At 69.3% G+C, this 18126-nt stretch carries 14 protein-coding genes and 1 tRNA gene; 7 read left to right on the top strand and 8 right to left on the bottom strand.

What is annotated here, in order from left to right:
- Positions 1-68: 68 nt before the first annotated feature.
- The gene (locus tag FBY35_RS35595; RefSeq protein ID WP_142217994.1) at positions 69-1664 is read right to left on the bottom strand and encodes a metallophosphoesterase; all 1596 of its coding nucleotides are present in this window, start codon (positions 1662-1664) and stop codon (positions 69-71) included.
- Between the two features lie 86 nt (positions 1665-1750).
- Between FBY35_RS35595 and FBY35_RS35590 the strand changes: the two genes are divergently transcribed.
- The 7 genes from FBY35_RS35590 to FBY35_RS35560 all read left to right on the top strand — a co-directional run bounded on the left by FBY35_RS35590 (position 1751) and on the right by FBY35_RS35560 (position 10827).
- Entirely contained in the window at positions 1751-2101 is a 351-nt protein-coding gene (locus FBY35_RS35590; RefSeq protein WP_186357137.1) for a metallopeptidase family protein, read from the top strand.
- 353 nt (positions 2102-2454) lie between these two features.
- Positions 2455-2931: a hypothetical protein gene (locus tag FBY35_RS35585; RefSeq protein ID WP_260848927.1), complete on the top strand. Its 477-nt coding sequence runs from the start codon at positions 2455-2457 to the stop codon at positions 2929-2931.
- 229 nt (positions 2932-3160) lie between these two features.
- A complete protein-coding gene (locus FBY35_RS35580; RefSeq protein WP_142217993.1) occupies positions 3161-5389 on the top strand; it encodes a DEAD/DEAH box helicase in 2229 nt (742 codons plus the stop codon).
- A gap of 418 nt (positions 5390-5807) precedes the next feature.
- Complete coding sequence (locus FBY35_RS35575) at positions 5808-6830, top strand: FG-GAP-like repeat-containing protein (protein ID WP_160159373.1); 1023 nt, start codon at positions 5808-5810, stop codon at positions 6828-6830.
- Between the two features lie 100 nt (positions 6831-6930).
- A complete protein-coding gene (locus FBY35_RS35570; protein ID WP_142217991.1) occupies positions 6931-9054 on the top strand; it encodes a VCBS repeat-containing protein in 2124 nt (707 codons plus the stop codon).
- Positions 9055-9102: 48 nt separating this feature from the next.
- Entirely contained in the window at positions 9103-10671 is a 1569-nt protein-coding gene (locus tag FBY35_RS35565; RefSeq protein WP_260848926.1) for an amino acid permease, read from the top strand.
- Between the two features lie 83 nt (positions 10672-10754).
- Positions 10755-10827: transfer RNA gene (locus FBY35_RS35560), tRNA-Lys, on the top strand.
- A 342-nt stretch (positions 10828-11169) separates the two neighbouring features.
- On the opposite strand, the gene FBY35_RS35555 is transcribed toward FBY35_RS35560, so the two are convergent.
- The 7 genes from FBY35_RS35555 to FBY35_RS35525 form a co-directional block, all read right to left on the bottom strand.
- Positions 11170-11586, bottom strand: a complete 417-nt coding sequence (locus tag FBY35_RS35555; protein ID WP_142217990.1) for a hypothetical protein — start codon at positions 11584-11586, stop codon at positions 11170-11172.
- A 53-nt stretch (positions 11587-11639) separates the two neighbouring features.
- Positions 11640-12056, bottom strand: a complete 417-nt coding sequence (locus tag FBY35_RS35550; protein WP_142217989.1) for an SHOCT domain-containing protein — start codon at positions 12054-12056, stop codon at positions 11640-11642.
- Positions 12057-12172: 116 nt separating this feature from the next.
- On the bottom strand, positions 12173-13633 hold the full coding sequence (locus FBY35_RS35545; RefSeq protein WP_142217988.1) for a DUF2252 domain-containing protein: 1461 nt from the start codon (positions 13631-13633) through the stop codon (positions 12173-12175).
- A gap of 26 nt (positions 13634-13659) precedes the next feature.
- Entirely contained in the window at positions 13660-13857 is a 198-nt protein-coding gene (locus tag FBY35_RS35540) for a hypothetical protein (RefSeq protein WP_142217987.1), read from the bottom strand.
- A 104-nt stretch (positions 13858-13961) separates the two neighbouring features.
- Positions 13962-15530, bottom strand: a complete 1569-nt coding sequence (locus tag FBY35_RS35535) for a LuxR family transcriptional regulator (protein ID WP_160159372.1) — start codon at positions 15528-15530, stop codon at positions 13962-13964.
- 124 nt (positions 15531-15654) lie between these two features.
- Entirely contained in the window at positions 15655-16998 is a 1344-nt protein-coding gene (locus FBY35_RS35530) for a hypothetical protein (protein WP_260848925.1), read from the bottom strand.
- Positions 16999-17128: 130 nt separating this feature from the next.
- A complete protein-coding gene (locus FBY35_RS35525) occupies positions 17129-18064 on the bottom strand; it encodes an N-acetylmuramoyl-L-alanine amidase (protein WP_142217986.1) in 936 nt (311 codons plus the stop codon).
- Positions 18065-18126: the final 62 nt, after the last annotated feature.

Below are 18126 nucleotides of genomic sequence, written 5' to 3'. Positions count from 1 at the left end.
CATATGGGATGCGGGGAGCTATCGCCAAAACGGTTTACGAGGGCCTTCCCGCGTCCCGGTCGCCGGTGTCAGCGTGGCCCCCGGGACGACGCAGTCGGGGACCGCGGGGGCGCGCTCGGGGACGGGGTCGCGCCCGGGTGGTTCTCTTCCGGGAGATGGCGGCCGACCTCGGCCGTCGTCAGGCCGAGGCCGCCCAGCGTGATCTCGTCCCACGCCTGCACACGTCGGGTCGTACGGTCCACATAGAGGATGGACGCGCGTACCTTCTCCGGCTCGCGGTTCTGTACGGCGCGCAGACCGCCTCCGCCCGTCGAGCCCTCGATCTTCAGGCGGGTGCCCTGGGGGAGTATCTCCGTCTCGCGGCGGTGGACGTGGCCCGCCAGCGCCAGCGGGACCAGGCCGTCGGTCTCGCGGGCGGCGACCGGGTTGTGGGTGACCGCGATGTCGACGGGGGTGCCCGCGCGGGTCTGGTCGCGCAGGGCGGAGGCGAAGCGTATGCCGGTCATGCGTTCGGCCGCGTCGCCCTGGGCGACGATCGAGCGGTCCGGGGTGAACTGCGGGTCGCCGATGCCCGCGATACGCAGGCCAGCGACCGTGACCGCCCGGCCGTCGTCGAGGACGCGCACGTTCTTCAGGTGGCTCAGATACGCCTGCGTGGTGCCCGAGTCGTGGTTGCCGCGGACCCAGACATAGGGCGCGCCGAGGTCGGGGATCGGGTCGAGGAAGCCGTTCTCGGCGGCGGTGCCGTGGTCCATGGTGTCGCCGGAGTCGATGATCACGTCGATTCCGTACTGCTCGACGAGCGAGCCGATGATGTGCCATGCCGCCGGGTTGAGGTGGATGTCGGAGACGTGCAGCACCCGCATCGTGCGGGGATCCGGCTGGTAGGCGGGCAGGGTGGAGGTCGCGTCGTACAGCTTGGTGACATTGGTGACCAGGCGGGCCAACTCTTGCTGGTAGACATCGAATTCGGTGACGATGGAGCGGGCGTTGCCGACGACTTCGGGAGCGCTGGAGAGCAGCCCGGAGAACTTCGGCTCCAGGACGGACTTCGGGTTCCAGGTGGCGTACGCGGACACGCCGGACGCGGCCAGCACGGTGAGCGCGAGGCCGCCGGCGGTGAGGGCGCGGCGCGGGCGGCGGTAGACCGCGAGGCCGAGCGCGGTCGCGCCGGAGACGACGGCGACGCAGGAGCGGACGGCCAGCTCGGTGGTGCCGTCGGTCACGTCGTGGACGACCTCGTCCTGGAGGCCGGAGATGCGTTCGGGGTGTTCGACCAGTGCCTGCGATCTGACCGGGTCGAGCTGGTCGACGTCGACGTCGAGGCGGACGGGGGCGACATGCGAGTCGAGTTCCAGCGCGCCCAGTGGCGAGACGTTGATCTTCGTTCCGCCGGAGAGGGACGGGCGCAGGGTCATGGTCGTGTCCATCGGGCCGACCGGCGTGCGGACGCTGCCGACGATCAGGAGGCCGAGCCAGGCGCCGAGGAGGACCACGGCGGTGAGGCCGAGCGCTCGTGCCCAGGGATGCGGGCTCGGGACCAGGGTGCTGGTGGGGCCGGTGTTGCGTGAGCGGTGGAGGCGCTGGAGCCGGGTGCGCGGTGTGCGGATCGCGGTGAGCGCCGCACGGATCGATCGGATCGGTTGGGAGGCTTCGCGGGCCATTGCTGCCGTATGCCCAGTCCGGGCGGCCGACATGCGGCAGCCCTGCCGGGGGCGACCGCCCGGTCGGCGTACGTGACAATGGCCACGTGCTGGAGATGACGCGCGAGGAGTTCGAGGAACTGGTCGCCGAGGCCCTGGACAGGATCCCGCCGGAGCTGACACGGCTGATGGACAACGTCGCCGTGTTCGTCGAGGACGAGCCCGCCGCCGACGACCCCGAGCTGCTCGGGCTCTACGAGGGGACTCCGCTCACCGATCGCGGCGAGTGGTACGCGGGCGTGCTGCCGGACCGGATCACCATCTACCGCGGGCCGACGCTGCGGATCTGCGAGACCCGAGAGGACGTGGTCGAGGAGACCGAGATCACCGTCGTGCACGAGATCGCCCACCACTTCGGGATCGACGACGAGCGGCTCCACGCGCTGGGGTACGGATGAGCCTCCCGGATCTCCCAGATCTCCTGGACCGTCCGGCCTCGTCGCACGGCCGCCTGGGTGTCGTGATGTGACTTCTGGCGGCCGCGACGGTGGGCGCGTCGCTGCTGGTGGGGCGTGGATCGGTGTTGCTGAGCGCGGAGTTGACGCGCGGGCGGGTGGCCCAGGGCGGCGTTCATGAGGTGCAGTCCGTGTCGCGCAGGGGCGTGTCCCTTGTGGGGCACGGGGAGTTGGGCAGTGAGACCCGTCTCGACTCCCGTGCTCCGGAGGTGCCGCTCGTGCGCCAGTTGTCCGCCCCAGGCCGTTTGGCTGTGTGGATCGCCGCTTCGCTGGCGGTCGCAGCCTCGGCAGGCTGTATGAGCGTGAGTGACGACGAGGGCGGGAAACCGGCGCCCCGTTCGACCGCCGACCGGCACGGGACGGCGGCCGAACCGGACGGCGGGCCCGCGCCGGGCGGGCGGCATGCCGACGGCGTGCGCGACGCATCGGACACGCCGGGCGGCAAGGGCGCGGACGGCAAGGGGGCGTCGCCGAAGCCGAGCGCCTCGGCGGGCCCGGCGGCCAACCCGACACCGGGCGGGGCCGGGCCCAGGCCGCCGGGGCTGCCGGAGCCGACGCGCGGCGGGGTGTCCCCCTCCGTACCGCCGCAGGCGCCGCCGCAGCCGTCGCCGTCCGAGCCGCCACCGGCGAGCCCCACGCCGCCGCCGAGCGAGCCCTCCGACCCGCCCTCGGCGTCGTCCGCGCCGCAGGTTCACGCGGGCGCGATGCGGGCGGCCGAATGGAGCGGTATGCAGGGTGAACCGACGGCGTCTCCGCAGGTGGGGCCCATGTAGAGCCGGTGCGGAGGCAGGTGTAACCGGAGTCACTCGGGCGCGGTTTGCCATTTGTGGGGGAGGGTGCGTATGGTTATAGATCGTTTGATCCCATTGCCTGGCGCCGACACAGAAGAGCGCCGCGTGGCGCGTACTCTCCCTTGCCGTGGCTGACCGCATTGAGGCGGTCGAATTTGCGATTCACGGAGTTTGGGCGCGTGCCGAGACTCCGGAAGGTTTCGCATTTCGCATGTCCACTTTCAGTACTGATCACGCCGTCATGCCCGAGAACGACGAGGCCGTGGCGGCTTCCGCTGCCGAGGCCGCAGACGCTGTCGAGGCTCTCGAGTCCGACGCGGTCGCCGAAACCGAGGCCGCCGAGCCGACCGTCACCTTCGCCGATCTGGGCCTGCCCGAGGGCGTCGTCCGCAAGCTCGCGCAGAACGGTGTGACCATCCCCTTCCCGATCCAGGCCGCGACCATCCCGGACGCCCTGGCCGGCAAGGACATCCTCGGCCGCGGCCGCACCGGCTCCGGCAAGACCCTCTCCTTCGGCCTGCCGACCCTGGCCACGCTGGCCGGCGGCCACACCGAGAAGAAGAAGCCCCGCGCGGTCATCCTCACCCCGACCCGGGAGCTCGCCATGCAGGTGGCGGACGCGCTGCAGCCGTACGGCGACGTACTCGGCCTCAAGATGAAGGTCGTCTGCGGCGGTACGTCCATGGGCAACCAGATCTACGCGCTCGAGCGCGGCGTCGACGTCCTCGTCGCCACCCCGGGCCGACTGCGCGACATCATCAACCGTGGCGCCTGCTCGCTCGAGAACGTCCAGGTCGCCGTCCTCGACGAGGCCGACCAGATGTCCGACCTGGGCTTCCTGCCCGAGGTCACCGAGCTGTTCGACCAGATCCCCTCCGGCGGTCAGCGGATGCTCTTCTCCGCCACCATGGAGAACGAGATCGGCACCCTGGTGCGCCGCTACCTCGTCGACCCGGTCAGCCACGAGGTCGACAGCGCCCAGGGCAACGTCACGACCATGACGCACCACGTGCTCGTCGTGAAGCCGAAGGACAAGGCGCCGGTCACCGCGGCGATCGCCGCCCGCAAGGGCCGTACCATCATCTTCGTCCGCACCCAGCTGGGCGCGGACCGTATCGCCGAGCAGCTGCAGGACTCGGGCGTCAAGGCCGACGCACTGCACGGCGGTATGACGCAGGGCGCCCGTACGCGCGTCCTCGACGACTTCAAGAAGGGCTACGTCAACGCGCTCGTCGCGACCGACGTCGCCGCCCGCGGTATCCACGTCGACGGCATCGACCTGGTCCTGAACGTGGACCCGGCCGGCGACCACAAGGACTACCTGCACCGCTCGGGCCGTACCGCGCGCGCCGGCAAGTCCGGCACGGTCGTGTCGCTGTCCCTGCCGCACCAGCGCCGCCAGATCTTCCGTCTGATGGAGGACGCGGGAGTCGACGCCTCGCGCCACATCGTCGCCGGTGCCGGTGCGTTCGAGCCGGAGGTCGCCGAGATCACCGGCGCCCGTTCGCTCACCGAGGTCCAGGCCGACTCCGCGAACAACGCCGCCAAGCAGGCGGAGCGCGAGGTCGTCGACCTGACCAAGCAGCTGGAGCGCGTGCAGCGCCGTGCGGCCGAACTCCGCGAGGAGGCCGACCGCCTGGTGGCGCGCGCGGCGCGCGAGCGGGGCGACGACCCGGAGACCGCGGTCGCCGAGGTGCAGGCTGTCGCCGAGGCCGAGGTCGCCGCCGAGATTGCGGCTTCGGTGCCTGAGCAGTCGGCGGAGCGCCGCGAGGACCGTCCGGCGTACGAGCGCCGTGACGACCGGGGCAACTTCGAGCGCCGTGGCGGCGAGCGGGGCGGCGACCGCGGAGGTTTCCGCCGTGACAACGACCGTCCGTCGGGCGGCTTCCGCTCGGGTGGCGGCGACCGTCGTGACGACCGTGGTGGCCGTTCGTTCGAGCGCCGCGACGACCGTGGCGGCTTCCGCCGTGACAACGACCGTGCGTCGGGCGGCTTCCGCTCGGGTGGCGGCGACCGTCGTGACGACCGTGGTGGCCGTTCGTTCGAGCGCCGTGACAACGACCGTCCGTCCGGTGGGTTCCGCCGTGACAACGACCGTCCGTCCGGTGGGTTCCGCCGTGACAACGACCGTCCGTCCGGTGGCTTCCGCTCCGGTGGCGGCGACCGTCCCTCGGGTGGCTTCCGCTCGGGTGGCGGCGACCGTCGCGACGACCGTGGCGGCTTCCGACGCGACGACCGCCCCTCGGGCCACCGAGGCAGCGACCGCCCGTTCAACCGCGACCGCCGTGACGACCGCCCCTCGGGCGGCTTCCGCTCCGGTGGCAGCAGCGACCGCCCGTACGGCCGTCGTGACGACCACCGCGGCGGCACCGGTACCGGCACGAACACCGGTTCCTTCGGGCGGCGTGACGACAAGCCGCGCTGGAAGCGCAACGGCTGACGCTGAGCCTGAGTCCTGACGAACGGGCCCGTACCGCACTTCGGTGCCGTACGGGCCCGTTCGCTTTGAACAGCCCCGCGCCTGACGCCTGACGGGCCCGGACATACGCGGTTCTCCCACCACGTAAGTCGGGGCCCGTTGTGTTGCACAGGGTCGACCCGGGGCCTTGAACGGATTCGAAAACCCCTTCCGCCGGTTGTGAAGACGTTGTTAAGATCCGTTCGCCTGAGGCAGAGGGCCCTTCGATGTGGTCGTTTCGATCCTCGATCGTGCACTCCGTGCGGGCGTCCTCCCTCCGTCTCTTCTGAAGAGTCTCGGGGAGGGGATCTCTTGGCCGGGTTCGGCCGTATTCGTGCTGCCTTGGGAATGCGTGGCGCACGTCCACGATGTCAGCGGCGCAACCGTAGTCCGGGAGAACGTGGCGACCGCCCACGGCCTGTTCAGCCTCGATGTCCGCACCGGCGACCTTGCCTACACGCTGGGCAAGGGCGACGTCCGCGGGCTTTGCCGGGGACTGCCGGCACTGCCGCTGAACTCCCCCTGCAGCGTGGTCGGTCCGACAGTCGAAACGGATGCCACCCCTGTCGTCTGGCGAGGCGAATGGTGGCTGAACGAACCGGCCGCCGACTGGACCGTCACCATCAAAGACCCGTTGACCGGGCGCGTCGTCTCCACCCAGACGGGCGGCCGCGCCGAGTACTCCATCGCCGCTTCGTGGAACGGACGCGCGGCGGACGGCACGTACTTTTCGAACGGTGGCTACACCTGGACTCTGACCGCGCGCCCCGCGGACGGACAGGGGGTCGACCTGGTCGCATCAGGGTCGGTCACACTGACCGGCGGCGCGCCGGTGCATCGTGACCATGGGGGCGACGGCATCGGTGATCTCGTGTCGCTGAGTTCCTCGGGCGCGTTCGCGTACCGGTACGGGAACAGGGCGGGTGGCTTCTCCGGGGCGACGACGGGTTCGGGCTGGCCGACTACGGCTGTTGCTGTGCCGTTCGGGGATCTCAATGGTGATCGGTGCAATGACGTGTTGGTGCGGCTGGGTGGTGAGCTGCGTGCGTACAGGCCCGGGCTGAAGGCGCGCGGGAGGATCGGCACGAACTGGAAGGCGTACCGGTCGGTGTTCGGGGCGGGGGATCTGAACGGTGACGGCATCGGTGAGCTGTTGGCGGTGGACGGCGCCAATTCGCTGTGGCGGTACGAGGGCACGGCTGCGGGCACGGTGAAGTCGCGGGCCTTGGTGTTCGGCAACAACTGGGCCACGGGCCGCAACGTGTTCGTGGGCGTCGATGACCTCAACAAGGACGGTAAGGCGGATCTGGTCTCGCGGAACGCTGCGGGTGATCTGCTGCGCAACAGCGGGAGCGGTGTCGGGTCGTTCGGGTCGACGGTGAAGATCGGGACAGGCTGGCAGGGATACAAGGGCCTGTTCTAATCCGGCTCATGGGGCTGACAGGCGGTCAATCTCGTACAACCAGCGGCCACTTCAGGCAGTCGTACCTTCCAGGACGCTGAGCCGCATCCGGGGGGTACGCATGACCCGCACCGCCGCACGTACCAAACGCATCCTCGTGCTCGGGGCCGCCGCCGCCGTCCTCGTCGTCGGCGGTCTCGGGCTCGCGCCCGGCGGTGTCGCCGTCGCCGCCGGGCCGGCCGAGCCGGAAGAGGTCGTCATCGACCTGGGCACCTACCAGGGCAGGCCCGCCGTGCCGGAGCGCATCGCGCTCGGTGGGGGGCGGCTCGGGGTCGTGGCCCGGGTCGATCCGGAGGTCGGGCGCAGGCTGTACGCGTACGACCTCGCCGTCACCGGCACGCCGGAGCCCGGGCCGCGGTGGACAGCCGTTGCCGATGTGTGGGACAGCTACCCGGAGTTCGGCCCGCTGGTCCATGCGCTCGGGGACGGCCGGTTCGCGTACACCAATCCGACGGGCGCCAATCACAGTGTCTCCGGCGAGGGGACGGCGACGACTGTCATCACCGTCGGGCAGCTCGGCACGAGTCAGCGGATGGTGGCCGCAGAGGGGCGCTTCTTCGCGGTCGACGAGCCGAGTACGGGCAAGCAGTACGTCGCCACCTTCGACGACGGCCTGCCCACGGTCATCACCACGCGTCCGCTCAGTGCCGTCGCCATCTGGGGCGGCACCATGTGGACGCCGGGCAGCAATCCCGGGTGGCTGAGGTGGTACGACCTGTCCCGCAGGACCGGCGCTCCGTACGACCAGGCCACCGGCCTGAGCTGTACGCCGGACGAGCTGCAGACGGTCGGCCGCTGGTTCTACTGGCGCTGCGACGGCGCGGCGAAGTCCTGGATTTGGGACTCCGGTGTCGGCTTCCCCCAGATCATCAGCGTGCCGTACTCCAAGTCCGCGAAGCTCGGCGACGGATTCCTGGTCCAACAGGACGACAGGGCCGGGGCGTTGACGATGACCGACTTCCACGGAGGCGCCCGTGAGAAGCCGGTCACCACGGTGCTGGCCGACAAGGCGGCGCCGGGGGCGGGTACCTGGAGTGTCGACAAGTACGGCGGTCATGTCGCGTACACGGACATCGACGGGCGTATCCATATCAAGCCGGTGACCGTGCCGCGTGGCGAGTTCTACGCCCTCGACGCGTCCGCCCCGGCCACGGCCGACGACCGGCACTGGCCCTGGAGGGCGAAGGTGCTGATGAACCGCCCGCCCGCCACCCGGACCTTCACGGTCAAGGACTGGCGCAGGGGTGTCCTGGTGAACGAGACCAGTACGGAACGGACCGCTGCGCTCGTAAGCGCCCAGTGGGATGCGCGTGACTGGGATCCGATGGAAAGGATCAGTGGCCCCTACCAGTGGGAGATGGTCGTGCGGCCGGCCGACGGCACGGGCCGCGAGTCGTGGACGCCCGGTTCCGTACGGCTCCTCAACGGCGCATCGGCGTTCCGGGACATGAACACCGACGGTTATGGCGAGTTCTACTCGATGACGACGACGGGCAAGGCGGCCGTGCACCATCCGCGGGGCGGCGCCCGGTCCTGGGCCACCACCGGATGGGATCCGCGCACCCGCCTCATTCCGTACGGAGCGAACACCGGCGATCCGCGCAGCAACGTCCTGATCCGGACCCCCGACGGCAACCTCTACCGCGCGGGCGGCGACAGCAGCCCCATCGACCCGAAGGCGCCGCATCATCTGATGGGCAAGGGCTGGAACGGATTTGACGCCTTCGCCGCCTCCGACGACTTCAGCGGGGACAGCCGTCCCGATCTGCTCGTACGCCAGGCGTCCACCGGTTATCTCTTCCTCTACCGCGGCAATGCGCGAGCCGGTTTCGATCCGGCCGTGAAGGTCGGCTCGGGCTGGAAGGGCAGGAAGATCATCGGCGCGGACGACCTCACCGGCGACGGCATCGGCGATCTGCTGGCGCGTGACCCCGGCGGTGAGGTGTGGCGCTACGACGGCACGGGGACGGGTTCGTTCAAGCCGCGGACGCTGGTCTTCAGCGACTGGGGCGCGGGACGCACGGACATCATCGCGGTCGGTGACATCACGGGTGACGGCGTGGGTGATCTGCTCTCCCGCGACACCAACGGCAAGCTGCTGCGCAACAGGGGCAACGGCAGGGGCTCGTTCGGTGCCACGGAGCAGATCGGAAGCGGCTGGAAGTACTACCAGGCGCTGTTCTAGGCCACGGGCGGCGCATGTGGTGCCCCCGGCAAGGGAATTGCTGGGGGCATGACAGATGGCGCCACCAGGGGAGATCCCCTGCCAACAGACACCGTTCCGGAAGCCGTCTCGGGCTCCGCACCGCCCTCCGCGGGCTCCGACGAGGAGCGTCTGGCCCAGCTCGGCTACACGCAGGTCCTCGCCCGACGGATGTCGGCGTTCTCCAACTACGCCGTCTCCTTCACCATCATCTCAGTCCTCTCCGGCTGTCTCACCCTCTACCTCTTCGGCATGAACACCGGCGGCCCGGCCGTGATCACCTGGGGCTGGGTCGCCGTCGGCATGATGACCCTGTTCGTCGGCCTCGCGATGGCCGAGATCTGCTCCGCGTACCCGACTTCGGCGGGCCTGTACTTCTGGGCGCACCGGCTGGCACCGCCGCGCACCGCGGCCGCCTGGGCCTGGTTCACGGGCTGGTTCAACGTCCTCGGCCAGGTCGCCGTCACCGCGGGCATCGACTTCGGCGCCGCCTCCTTCCTCGGCGCGTACCTCAATCTCCAGTTCGACTTCGAGGTCACGCCGGGGCGGACGATCCTGCTGTTCGCCGCGATCCTGCTGCTGCACGGCCTCCTCAACACCTTCGGCGTACGCATCGTCGCGATCCTCAACAACGTCAGCGTCTGGTGGCATGTGCTGGGCGTCGCGGTGATCGTCGGCGCACTCGCCTTCGTCCCCGACTCGCACCAGTCGGCCTCCTTCGTGATCACGAAGTTCGTGAACAACACCGGCTGGGACAGCGGCCTCTATGTCGTCCTCATCGGACTGCTGATGGCCCAGTACACCTTCACCGGCTACGACGCCTCGGCCCATATGACCGAGGAGACCCACGACGCCGCGACCGCGGGACCGCGTGGCATCGTCCAGTCCATCTGGACCTCGTGGATCGCGGGCTTCGTCCTGCTGCTCGGCTTCACCTTCGCCATCCAGTCGTACGAAGGAGCCCTCACCTCACCCACGGGAGCTCCACCGGCCCAGATCCTGCTGGACGCTCTCGGTGCCACCGCCGGGAAGCTGCTGCTCCTGGCCGTCGTCGGTGCGCAGCTCTTCTGCGGTATGGCGTCCGTCACCGCGAACAGCCGCATGATCTACGCCTTCTCCCGGGACGGCGCCCTGCCGTTCTCGAACGTCTGGCACACGGTCAGCCCTCGGACCCGTACGCCCGTCGCCGCGGTCTGGCTCGCGGCCATCGGCGCGCTGGCGCTCGGTCTTCCGTATCTGATCAATGTCACCGCGTACGCCGCAGTGACCTCGATCGCGGTCATCGGCCTCTACATCGCCTACGTCATCCCCACCCTGCTGCGGCTGCTGCGCGGAGACAGCTTCGAACGCGGCCCCTGGCACCTGGGCCGCTGGTCCCGCCCGATCGGCGTCGTGGCGGTGATCTGGGTCGCGGTGATCACCGTGCTCTTCATGCTTCCGCAGGTCTCCCCGGTCACCTGGGAGACGTTCAACTACGCCCCGGTCGCGGTCCTGGTCGTCCTGGGCTTCGCCGCGGCCTGGTGGCTGGCCTCGGCCCGCCACTGGTTCCTCAACCGCAACCACCCCCGGACCATCGCCCGCGAGACGTCTCGTCGGTGACGCGGGGACTCGACGGGGCCGGTGATCCGATACCCGATCGGCTCACCGGTTCCGTCCGGCTATGCTCAGGGGTGTTGTGCCGAGGGCCGTTAGCTCAATTGGCAGAGCAGCGGACTTTTAATCCGTTGGTTGTGGGTTCGAGTCCCACACGGCCTACCGGACCCCGCGGGGTCGGAACCCTCGTTGACCTACGTCAACGGGGGTTCTGTCGGTTCCGGGCGAGTGCGGACGGTGCCGTGAGTGATCTGGACCGCTACGCGCCCGGTGCCATGGACTCCTTGTCGGGGGCTTCCCAGAGGTTGTAGCCCTTGTCTTCATCGCCGCCGCGGTTCGCTTCGGCGGACGGAGTGACGCCGGCGGACAGGCGGCCCTCGGGACACCGCCTGAAGGGGCGGACCACGGGGCTGGAACTGGCCCTTCCCGCACGAAGTTCCCCGGCCGGTCTACCGGTCGGGGAACTGTCGTCGTTCGGGCCGCAGTTGGTGCTCCCGCAGGCCGTCAGCCGATCATCGTGTCACGCTTCACGACGCACAGCGCCCAGATGACGAAGGCGTACAGGGCGATCGCGATGACCGACCAGATCGGGTAGTACGGCAGCGACAGGAAGTTCGTGATGATGAGCATTCCCGCGATCGCGACGCCGATGATCCGTGACCAGAGCGTGGCCTTGAACAGGCTCAGACCCACGAGGATGGCCAGGGCTCCCAGGATCAGGTGGAACCAGCCCCAGCCGGTCACGTCGTACTGGAACGTGTAGTTCGGTGTCCGGACGAAGATGTCGTCCTCGGCGATGCCCATGATGCCTCGGAAGAGGTCCATGACACCGGTGATGATCAGCATGACCCCGGCGAACACCACGAGCCCGCCGGCTGCCGCCTGTGCTCCCTCGGAGCGGTGGTGGATTGTCTGTGCCATGACGATTCCTCTACTCCCGTACTCGCGAGATCGGTCACGTACTCCTGAGAGGGTCAGTGAAGGATCTTCTCCTTGGCCGCCTGGAACTCCGCCTCGGACAGATCGCCCCTGGCCTTGAGCTCGGACAGCTTGGCGAGCTCGTCCGCCCCGCCCTTGGTGCCCCCGGCGCCGGCCGTCTCACGGATGTAGTCATCCATGGCGGCCTGCTGTTCCTGCGCCTGCCGGACATCCCGCTTGCCCATGTCCTTGCCCCGGACGAGCACGTACACCAGGACACCGAGGAACGGGATGATCAGTACGAAGAGCAGCCATCCCGTCTTCGCCCATCCGTTCATCTCGTGGTCCCGGAAGAGATCGATGATGACCCGGAAGAGCAGCATCAGCCACATGATCCAGAGGAAGATCCACATCACGGTCCAGAAGGCACCCAGTACGGGGTAGTCGTACGCCAGGACCAGATCGCCAGCCATAGCTCTCCTCCTGCCTTGCTTTCGGACCGCAGGGGCCCGCTTGTTTCCAGACTCCTCGTTTCCCCCGGTGAGCCCTCACCCGCCACGGGTGAATCTGCCGATCCGGCCGGGCCGGATCAGAGGGTTTCGACGGTGACCCGTCCCGTGCGTGCCGCGTCGGCCAGGGCCTGGAAATCGCGCTCGTTCTGGTCGGCGTACAGCTCGGCGAACTCCGCCAGTGCCCGGTCGAAGCTGTCACTGCCGCCGAGGTAGGCGGCGATGGCGATCCGGTCGCCGGAGCGGGCATGGGCGCGGGCCAGGGTGACGCCGCAGAGCGTGCCGAAGAATTCCATTTGGTTCGGGGTCATGAGCTCGGGCCGGGCGATGCCCTTCCAGTCGCGCAGCTGGCGGATGTAGAAGTCGCGCTTCAGACCGTCGATGCCCGTGACGCGGTCCCATCCGAGGAAGATGTCACTGGCCGCCTGCATGAGCCGCTGCCCGGACACCACGCGCTCCCCCTGGTTCTCGTACTCGTCGGCACCGGTGTACGGAGCGAGCACCGACTGGTCGGCCTCCTTGGCCTGCAGCAGCAGCGGGTCTTCGTCGTCCTTGCCGAGCATGAGGAGCACCCAGCAGCGGGTGCCCACACTGCCGACCCCGACCACCTTGCGGGCGATGTCGACTATCCGGAACTGCTGGAGCAGATGCCTGCGTTCGGAGGTGAGGCTCGTGCCGTACCGCTTGATGAGCAGGCCGAGCGCCTCCTCCAGCACATGCCGTTCGACGGCGGGGAGCAGATCCTGCAGCGGCACGATCAACGGCGGGTCGGCCGTGATCCGCCGGTTGCCGTCGACGACGCCCGTGAGCTTCTGGTACGCCTGCAGGTTGTCGCGGGTGCGGGCGGTGCTCAGCGCCTGGGCCATCCTCTCGCGCGCCTTCTTGCCCAGTGTCTCGGGCACGAGCTCCCTCAGTTGCTCGGTGTCGGCCTGGGTGTACCAGACATCGAGGTTGCCCATCCCGGCGAAGCCGCGCATCGCGTCCCGGTAGGCGCGGACGGCGCCCCGCACGACGGCGGCGCGCTGCTTCGCCGAGAAGTCGTTGGCGCGGCCCGCGATCACTAGGCTGGCCGAAAGCCGCTTGACGTCCCACTCCCACGGGCCGGGATGCGTCTCGTCGAAGTCGTTGATGTCGAAGACCAGATGCCGTTCGGGGGAGGCCAGCAGCCGGAAGTTGAGCAGGTGCGCGTCTCCGCAGAGCTGCGCGTAGATCCCGGTGTGGGGTGCGGCGCCCAGGTCGGACGCCATGATCGCGGCTGCGCCGCGGTAGAAGCGGAATGGCGATTCCAGCATGCGGCTGTAGCGGATGGGCACGAGTTCCGGGACGCGAGCGGCGGACTGGCGCTCGACGATCTCGACGGGGCCCGTCCGGTCCGGCGGCGGATCGAACACGGCATGGCTGGAGCGTGGCACCCGGGAGCGGGCCGCCTTGCCGATGGCGCTCCGTTCCTGGGGTGTCAGGTGCGCTCCGGGTGTCGTGTGCGGGGCCGGTGTCGTCCGGGGGCCCAGTGCGGTCGGGGGGCCCGGTGTGGTCGATGTCATCGCTACTCCTCGCCGCTGGGAAACGGTCAGTCCGGCAGCCGACGCATCTCCACCATGTGCAGGCCCAAGTCCTGGAATCGCATGAGCAGTCCGTACAGATGCGCCTCGTCCGTGACGGCGCCGAAGAGCAGCGTCTGCGGTGCCGCAGGGACTTCCTCCAGTTCGGGGAAGGCCTCTGTGATGGGCCTGGACAGGCGGCCGGTGACGCGGAACTCGTAACGCATGCCCGCACTCCCCATCGGTCCTCGGGGATCGTCGTCTTTCCTGCATGCTGTCCGAGGTGCGAGGGTCGCGGCATCACCCGGATGAGGTGAGCGCGCAGCCGCCGTCAGAGGAGGTCGAACTCCTTGGCGCGGCGGACCGCATCGCGGCGCCGGGAAACGGACAGCTTGCGATAGATGCTTCTTAGATGAGTTTTAACTGTATTGACCGATACGTACAGTTCTGCGGCAATTTCTTCCGTCGACATCATCAGCGCCGCTTGCCGCAGCACGTCGCATTCGCGGTCGCTGAGCGTCTCGACGGGAGCCGGGTGCTCGGGGCCGTCCAGGTGCGGCACGCCGTTGACCAGCTCATGCGGGTGGCCGTCGACCAGCTCTGGCCGGAGTTCGAGCAGCTCCCGGAGCCAGGGAAAGGCTTTCGGGATGTCGGCCGGCATGCCGGCGAAGAGCCGTTCCATCCGATGGGCGTCCGGGCCGGTGAGCGGGCCGTCGAGCGCGACATGGTCGAGGACCAGGGAGGCGGCGTGCTCCCAGTCCCCGGCGGAGGCCGCGTGTTCCGTGGCCTCGACGATCAGGCCGTTCTCCGCGAACCAATGGGCCGCGAGGCGGTGCAACTTCGGTTCGAGGCCGGGCCGGTGGCTGCGCAGATACGCCTGGAGAACCTCGGCGAACAACGGGTTGAAGCGGCACCAGGGCGTCTCGCCGATCGGCTCCACGAAGGCGTTGGCATGGGTGAGAGCAGCGAGGATCCCCTCGGCGTCCTCGCGCCCCGTCAGAAGGTTGGCCAGGCGTGGGTGCACCCGGTCCAGGATGCTCGTGCGCACCAGCAGGTCCTGGGTGGCGGCGGGCTGGGCGTCGACGACCTCGGCGAGCAGGTAGTCGGCGACGGCACTCTGCGACACGGCGAACGAGCGGGCGAAGGCGGCCGGATCGTCGGCCCGCTGCATGGCCAGGGCACACAGCCGCAGTCCGGCGGCCCAGCCCTCGCTGCGCCGGGTGAGGGTGTCGGCGGTCTCCGCCGACGAAAGGACGCCGTGCCGCCGCAGCAGCGTCGCGGTCTCGTGGCGGGTGAACGCCAGATCCGCGCCGCGGATCTCGCAGATGCTGCCTTCGGCGCGATGGCGGTGCAGGGGGAGCAGCGGGTCGACCCTGCTGATCAGCACCAGGCGCAGCTGCGGCCCCGCATGCTGCAGGACGAAGTCCAGGCCTGAGGCCACTTCGCGGTCGGGCACCCGGTCGAGGCCGTCGAGTACGAGAACGACCGGCTCGGCCAGCCGGGCCAGAGCGGAGGCGAAACGGACCAGCAGGGAGCGCTCGACGCTGTCGGCGCGTGCCGGGGAGCCGACGGTGGCGGGCAGCGGCACCCGGTGATGACGGAAGGCTTCCAGGATGTAGGTCCAGAACACACCGGGCGCGCTGTCGTCGTCCTCGAGGCTCAGCCACACGACGGGGTGGGGCACCGCCGCCCTGGCCGCCCAGGAGGCCGCCAGCATGGTTTTCCCCGCTCCCGCCGGGCCCGTGATCAGGGTGAGCCGTTGCGCCGTTCCCTCGGTGAGACGGTCCAGCAGCCGTTTGCGGCGTACCAGCGTCCCGGGAATCACAGGTACGGAGAATTTCGCGGCCAAGAGGGGGTCACCGGCCGGAGTCAGCTGTGACGCTGTGGAGCTGAGGGGCATGGCGACCACCATCGGGCTGTCGGCTGCCTGGGTGCTGCCACCCGTACGGAACGTGCCGGTTGGCATAGTTGTTGGGCGCAGTCGGCCGTAGTACCGACCGCGCTCGATACGAACACGTCAATCTTCACAGCGGCTGTTCATGATCGCCAGGCAGGGAATCGTGACCGGCGGGCGCCGGGGTCCGGGTCCGGCCCGTCGCGGCCAGCAGGGAGATCACCGCAAGAGCCGCGAGGAGGATGAGTACCAGGAGCAGCACGGTCAGCACGGTCGGGTTGTTCCACAGGGCGAAGATCAGGGCCAGCAGAAGAAGCACCCCGAGGTTGATCCAGCGGCGGTACTTGTTCGTCCAGGTGCCCACGGGGCCGGTGGTCACGCCATGGGCGTCGCCCCAGCGGGCCGCGGAGTCGGCGGTGCGCTCGGACGTGGCCCGCACGGCGACGGGCAGCCGTCCGGGTCCGATCAGGTAGGCGCCCAGCGCGATGACCACGCCGAGGACGATGACGGTGCGCAGGGTGACGCGAAGGAAGCGCAGGAGCGTGTCGAAGACCGCTGCCGCGGCGGCGTCCGACTGCACCTGGTTGGGCAGGTGGTCCAGGTAGTAGCGGCGGGCGATCACCAGGGCGATGGCCACGATCAGGCAGCCCAGGGCGGCACCGAGGGCGGTCTTGGCCAGGGCGCGTCTGCGGCGGTAGGCGAGCAGCACACCTGCCGCGCCGATCAGCACGGTGATGATCGGCATCCAGTTGCCGAGCACATCGAGCGCGTGTGCGGCGTCCTGGATCTTGGCGAGCTTGTCCGACTTGAAGAGGACCAGGGTCTTGTTGACGTCGGGAATCTTCGAGGCCGGTTGCAGTCCGGCGTCGACGAGGTCCTTCTTCACGGTGTCCACCACCGTGCCGACGCTGAGAGTGACGGTCCCTTCCTCGACGCCGATGGCGCCGCGCCCCTTGCCGGTGAGCGCGTGGACGACGGCCGCGTGGCCGGCGCGGTTGGCTTCCGTCCAGAGCGTCTCGAACCTGTCGCTCTCGACGAATCGGCGGGCAACCTTCTCGACCGCACTGTCCACGGCCGACTCCAGCTGTGGAGCGAAGCCCCTGACGGCTTGCGCCGCCGTGGGCGGCAGCCCCTGCGACTGGAGCCAGGCCGCCACGTTGGAGGTGAACTCCTTTGCGTCGAAGCGCACGTTCACCGCCTGGACCGCGCGGTTCACCGCGGCGTCCTCGATGTCCGGATTGCTCGCCAGAGGAGCGACCGTCTCGACGTACCGATCGGTGTCGAGCGCGATGTCGTGCACCCACACGGTCAGTACGGACAGCGGGACGAGGATGCACGCGAGGACGATGAGGACGGCCGAGGACACCTTCCTCGTGATCCGCCCGGCGGTGGACGCGACACGTCCACCGCTCTTGGGCGGGCCCTCGCTCGCAGGGCTCGCTGGTTCCTGCGGGGGTTCCGGCGGGCTCGTCATCCGTAGCTCCAGCGTCAGGGCCGTCAGCGCCGTGGGGCCGCTGCCTTGGGTCCATTTCCGCCCATATCGCCGGATAGGGCACGCCCGGCCCGGCCGAATGAGCGAATCGCGGGAGCTTCGGTCCGTGCTGTCAAGCGGTGAGGTAGTCGCCGGTGACGACGCGGTGGGTGAGCAGAGCGGCGCTGCCGTCGGGGGTGGTCACACACACCTCGAACCGGAGGTGCTTGCCCTGGGGGACGTCGGCGTTGTGGAGGAACTGGTGGCCGCCCGGGCCGCCCGTGATGGTGGTGTCGCCATATCCGGACTTGCCGGAGCCGTCTGCGTCGGTGAGGAAGAACCGGCCGTCCAGGCGACTGCCGGCGGGGGCGCGCGTGATGGTGAGGTGCACGTACACCGGGCCGACCAGGGTGCGCGGCCCGGCGTGGATGACGGCGTCCTTGAAGGCGAGGGGGACCCAGTCCCCGGACGGCAGCTCGACGTCGATGGTGTTGGCTTCGTACAGCTTCGCGATGGGCATGTCCGGCTCCTGCGGCGGGGCGGTGTCGGTGGCGCGGGCGACGATCCCGGGGAAGACGACCTCGCGGAACTGCTTCACGCGGGCATCGCCGGGGCAGGCGGTGCCGGAAGTGGCCCACTCGGGGTGGAGGCGGTGGTAGCCGTATCCGGGGTCGTCATGGGTGCGGCAGATCCTGAGCGGTAGTCCGTGATGCTGGTGCAGCCATAAGCCGAGGCCGATGAGCTTGTCGACCTGATCGCCCGTCCACGGGTCGGTCCCGCTGGTGTTGCTGGCGGTCTCGATCGACACCGCACCGGTCCCGTCGGGGCGGCGGTTGGCTTGGTAGTTGGCGTCCGCGCGGGTCTCGGTGCCGATGTACTGGCCGAGGCTGCCGTCGTAGCCGAGGCCGAAGTGACTCTCAAGATTTGTAGACTGCCAGTACTCGTAAATCCGTTGAATCGTCCACGGCGCCGCAACGCTGTGGAGGATGAACTGCGTTGGTCGAATGGCGGGTTGCTGGTCGCTTTCGGGCTGAAGCTCCAGCTTCTGAGCGAATGGGCACCAAGCCATCAGGGTGCCTCCTTTTGATTCGGGCACATCTTCTTGGGGGAAACGGCATGGACGAACTCACC

It is taken from the genome of Streptomyces sp. SLBN-118 (assembly GCF_006715635.1).
Classification (GTDB): domain Bacteria; phylum Actinomycetota; class Actinomycetes; order Streptomycetales; family Streptomycetaceae; genus Streptomyces.
The sequence above is the reverse complement of the archived record's forward strand: the minus strand, read 5'-3'. Positions and strand labels throughout refer to the sequence as shown.

Bases quoted from the DNA above. Each gene is read 5' to 3' on its own strand.
- FBY35_RS35595 (WP_142217994.1), bottom strand. From the start codon at position 1,664: ATGGCCCGCGAAGCCTCCCAACCGATCCGATCGATCCGTGCGGCGCTC.
- FBY35_RS35585 (WP_260848927.1), top strand. From the start codon at position 2,455: ATGAGCGTGAGTGACGACGAGGGCGGGAAACCGGCGCCCCGTTCGACC.
- FBY35_RS35580 (WP_142217993.1), top strand. From the start codon at position 3,161: ATGTCCACTTTCAGTACTGATCACGCCGTCATGCCCGAGAACGACGAG.
- FBY35_RS35570 (WP_142217991.1), top strand. From the start codon at position 6,931: ATGACCCGCACCGCCGCACGTACCAAACGCATCCTCGTGCTCGGGGCC.
- FBY35_RS35565 (WP_260848926.1), top strand. From the start codon at position 9,103: ATGACAGATGGCGCCACCAGGGGAGATCCCCTGCCAACAGACACCGTT.
- FBY35_RS35555 (WP_142217990.1), bottom strand. From the start codon at position 11,586: ATGGCACAGACAATCCACCACCGCTCCGAGGGAGCACAGGCGGCAGCC.
- FBY35_RS35550 (WP_142217989.1), bottom strand. From the start codon at position 12,056: ATGGCTGGCGATCTGGTCCTGGCGTACGACTACCCCGTACTGGGTGCC.
- FBY35_RS35545 (WP_142217988.1), bottom strand. From the start codon at position 13,633: ATGACATCGACCACACCGGGCCCCCCGACCGCACTGGGCCCCCGGACG.
- FBY35_RS35540 (WP_142217987.1), bottom strand. From the start codon at position 13,857: ATGCGTTACGAGTTCCGCGTCACCGGCCGCCTGTCCAGGCCCATCACA.
- FBY35_RS35535 (WP_160159372.1), bottom strand. From the start codon at position 15,530: ATGCCCCTCAGCTCCACAGCGTCACAGCTGACTCCGGCCGGTGACCCC.
- FBY35_RS35530 (WP_260848925.1), bottom strand. From the start codon at position 16,998: ATGACGAGCCCGCCGGAACCCCCGCAGGAACCAGCGAGCCCTGCGAGC.
- FBY35_RS35525 (WP_142217986.1), bottom strand. From the start codon at position 18,064: ATGGCTTGGTGCCCATTCGCTCAGAAGCTGGAGCTTCAGCCCGAAAGC.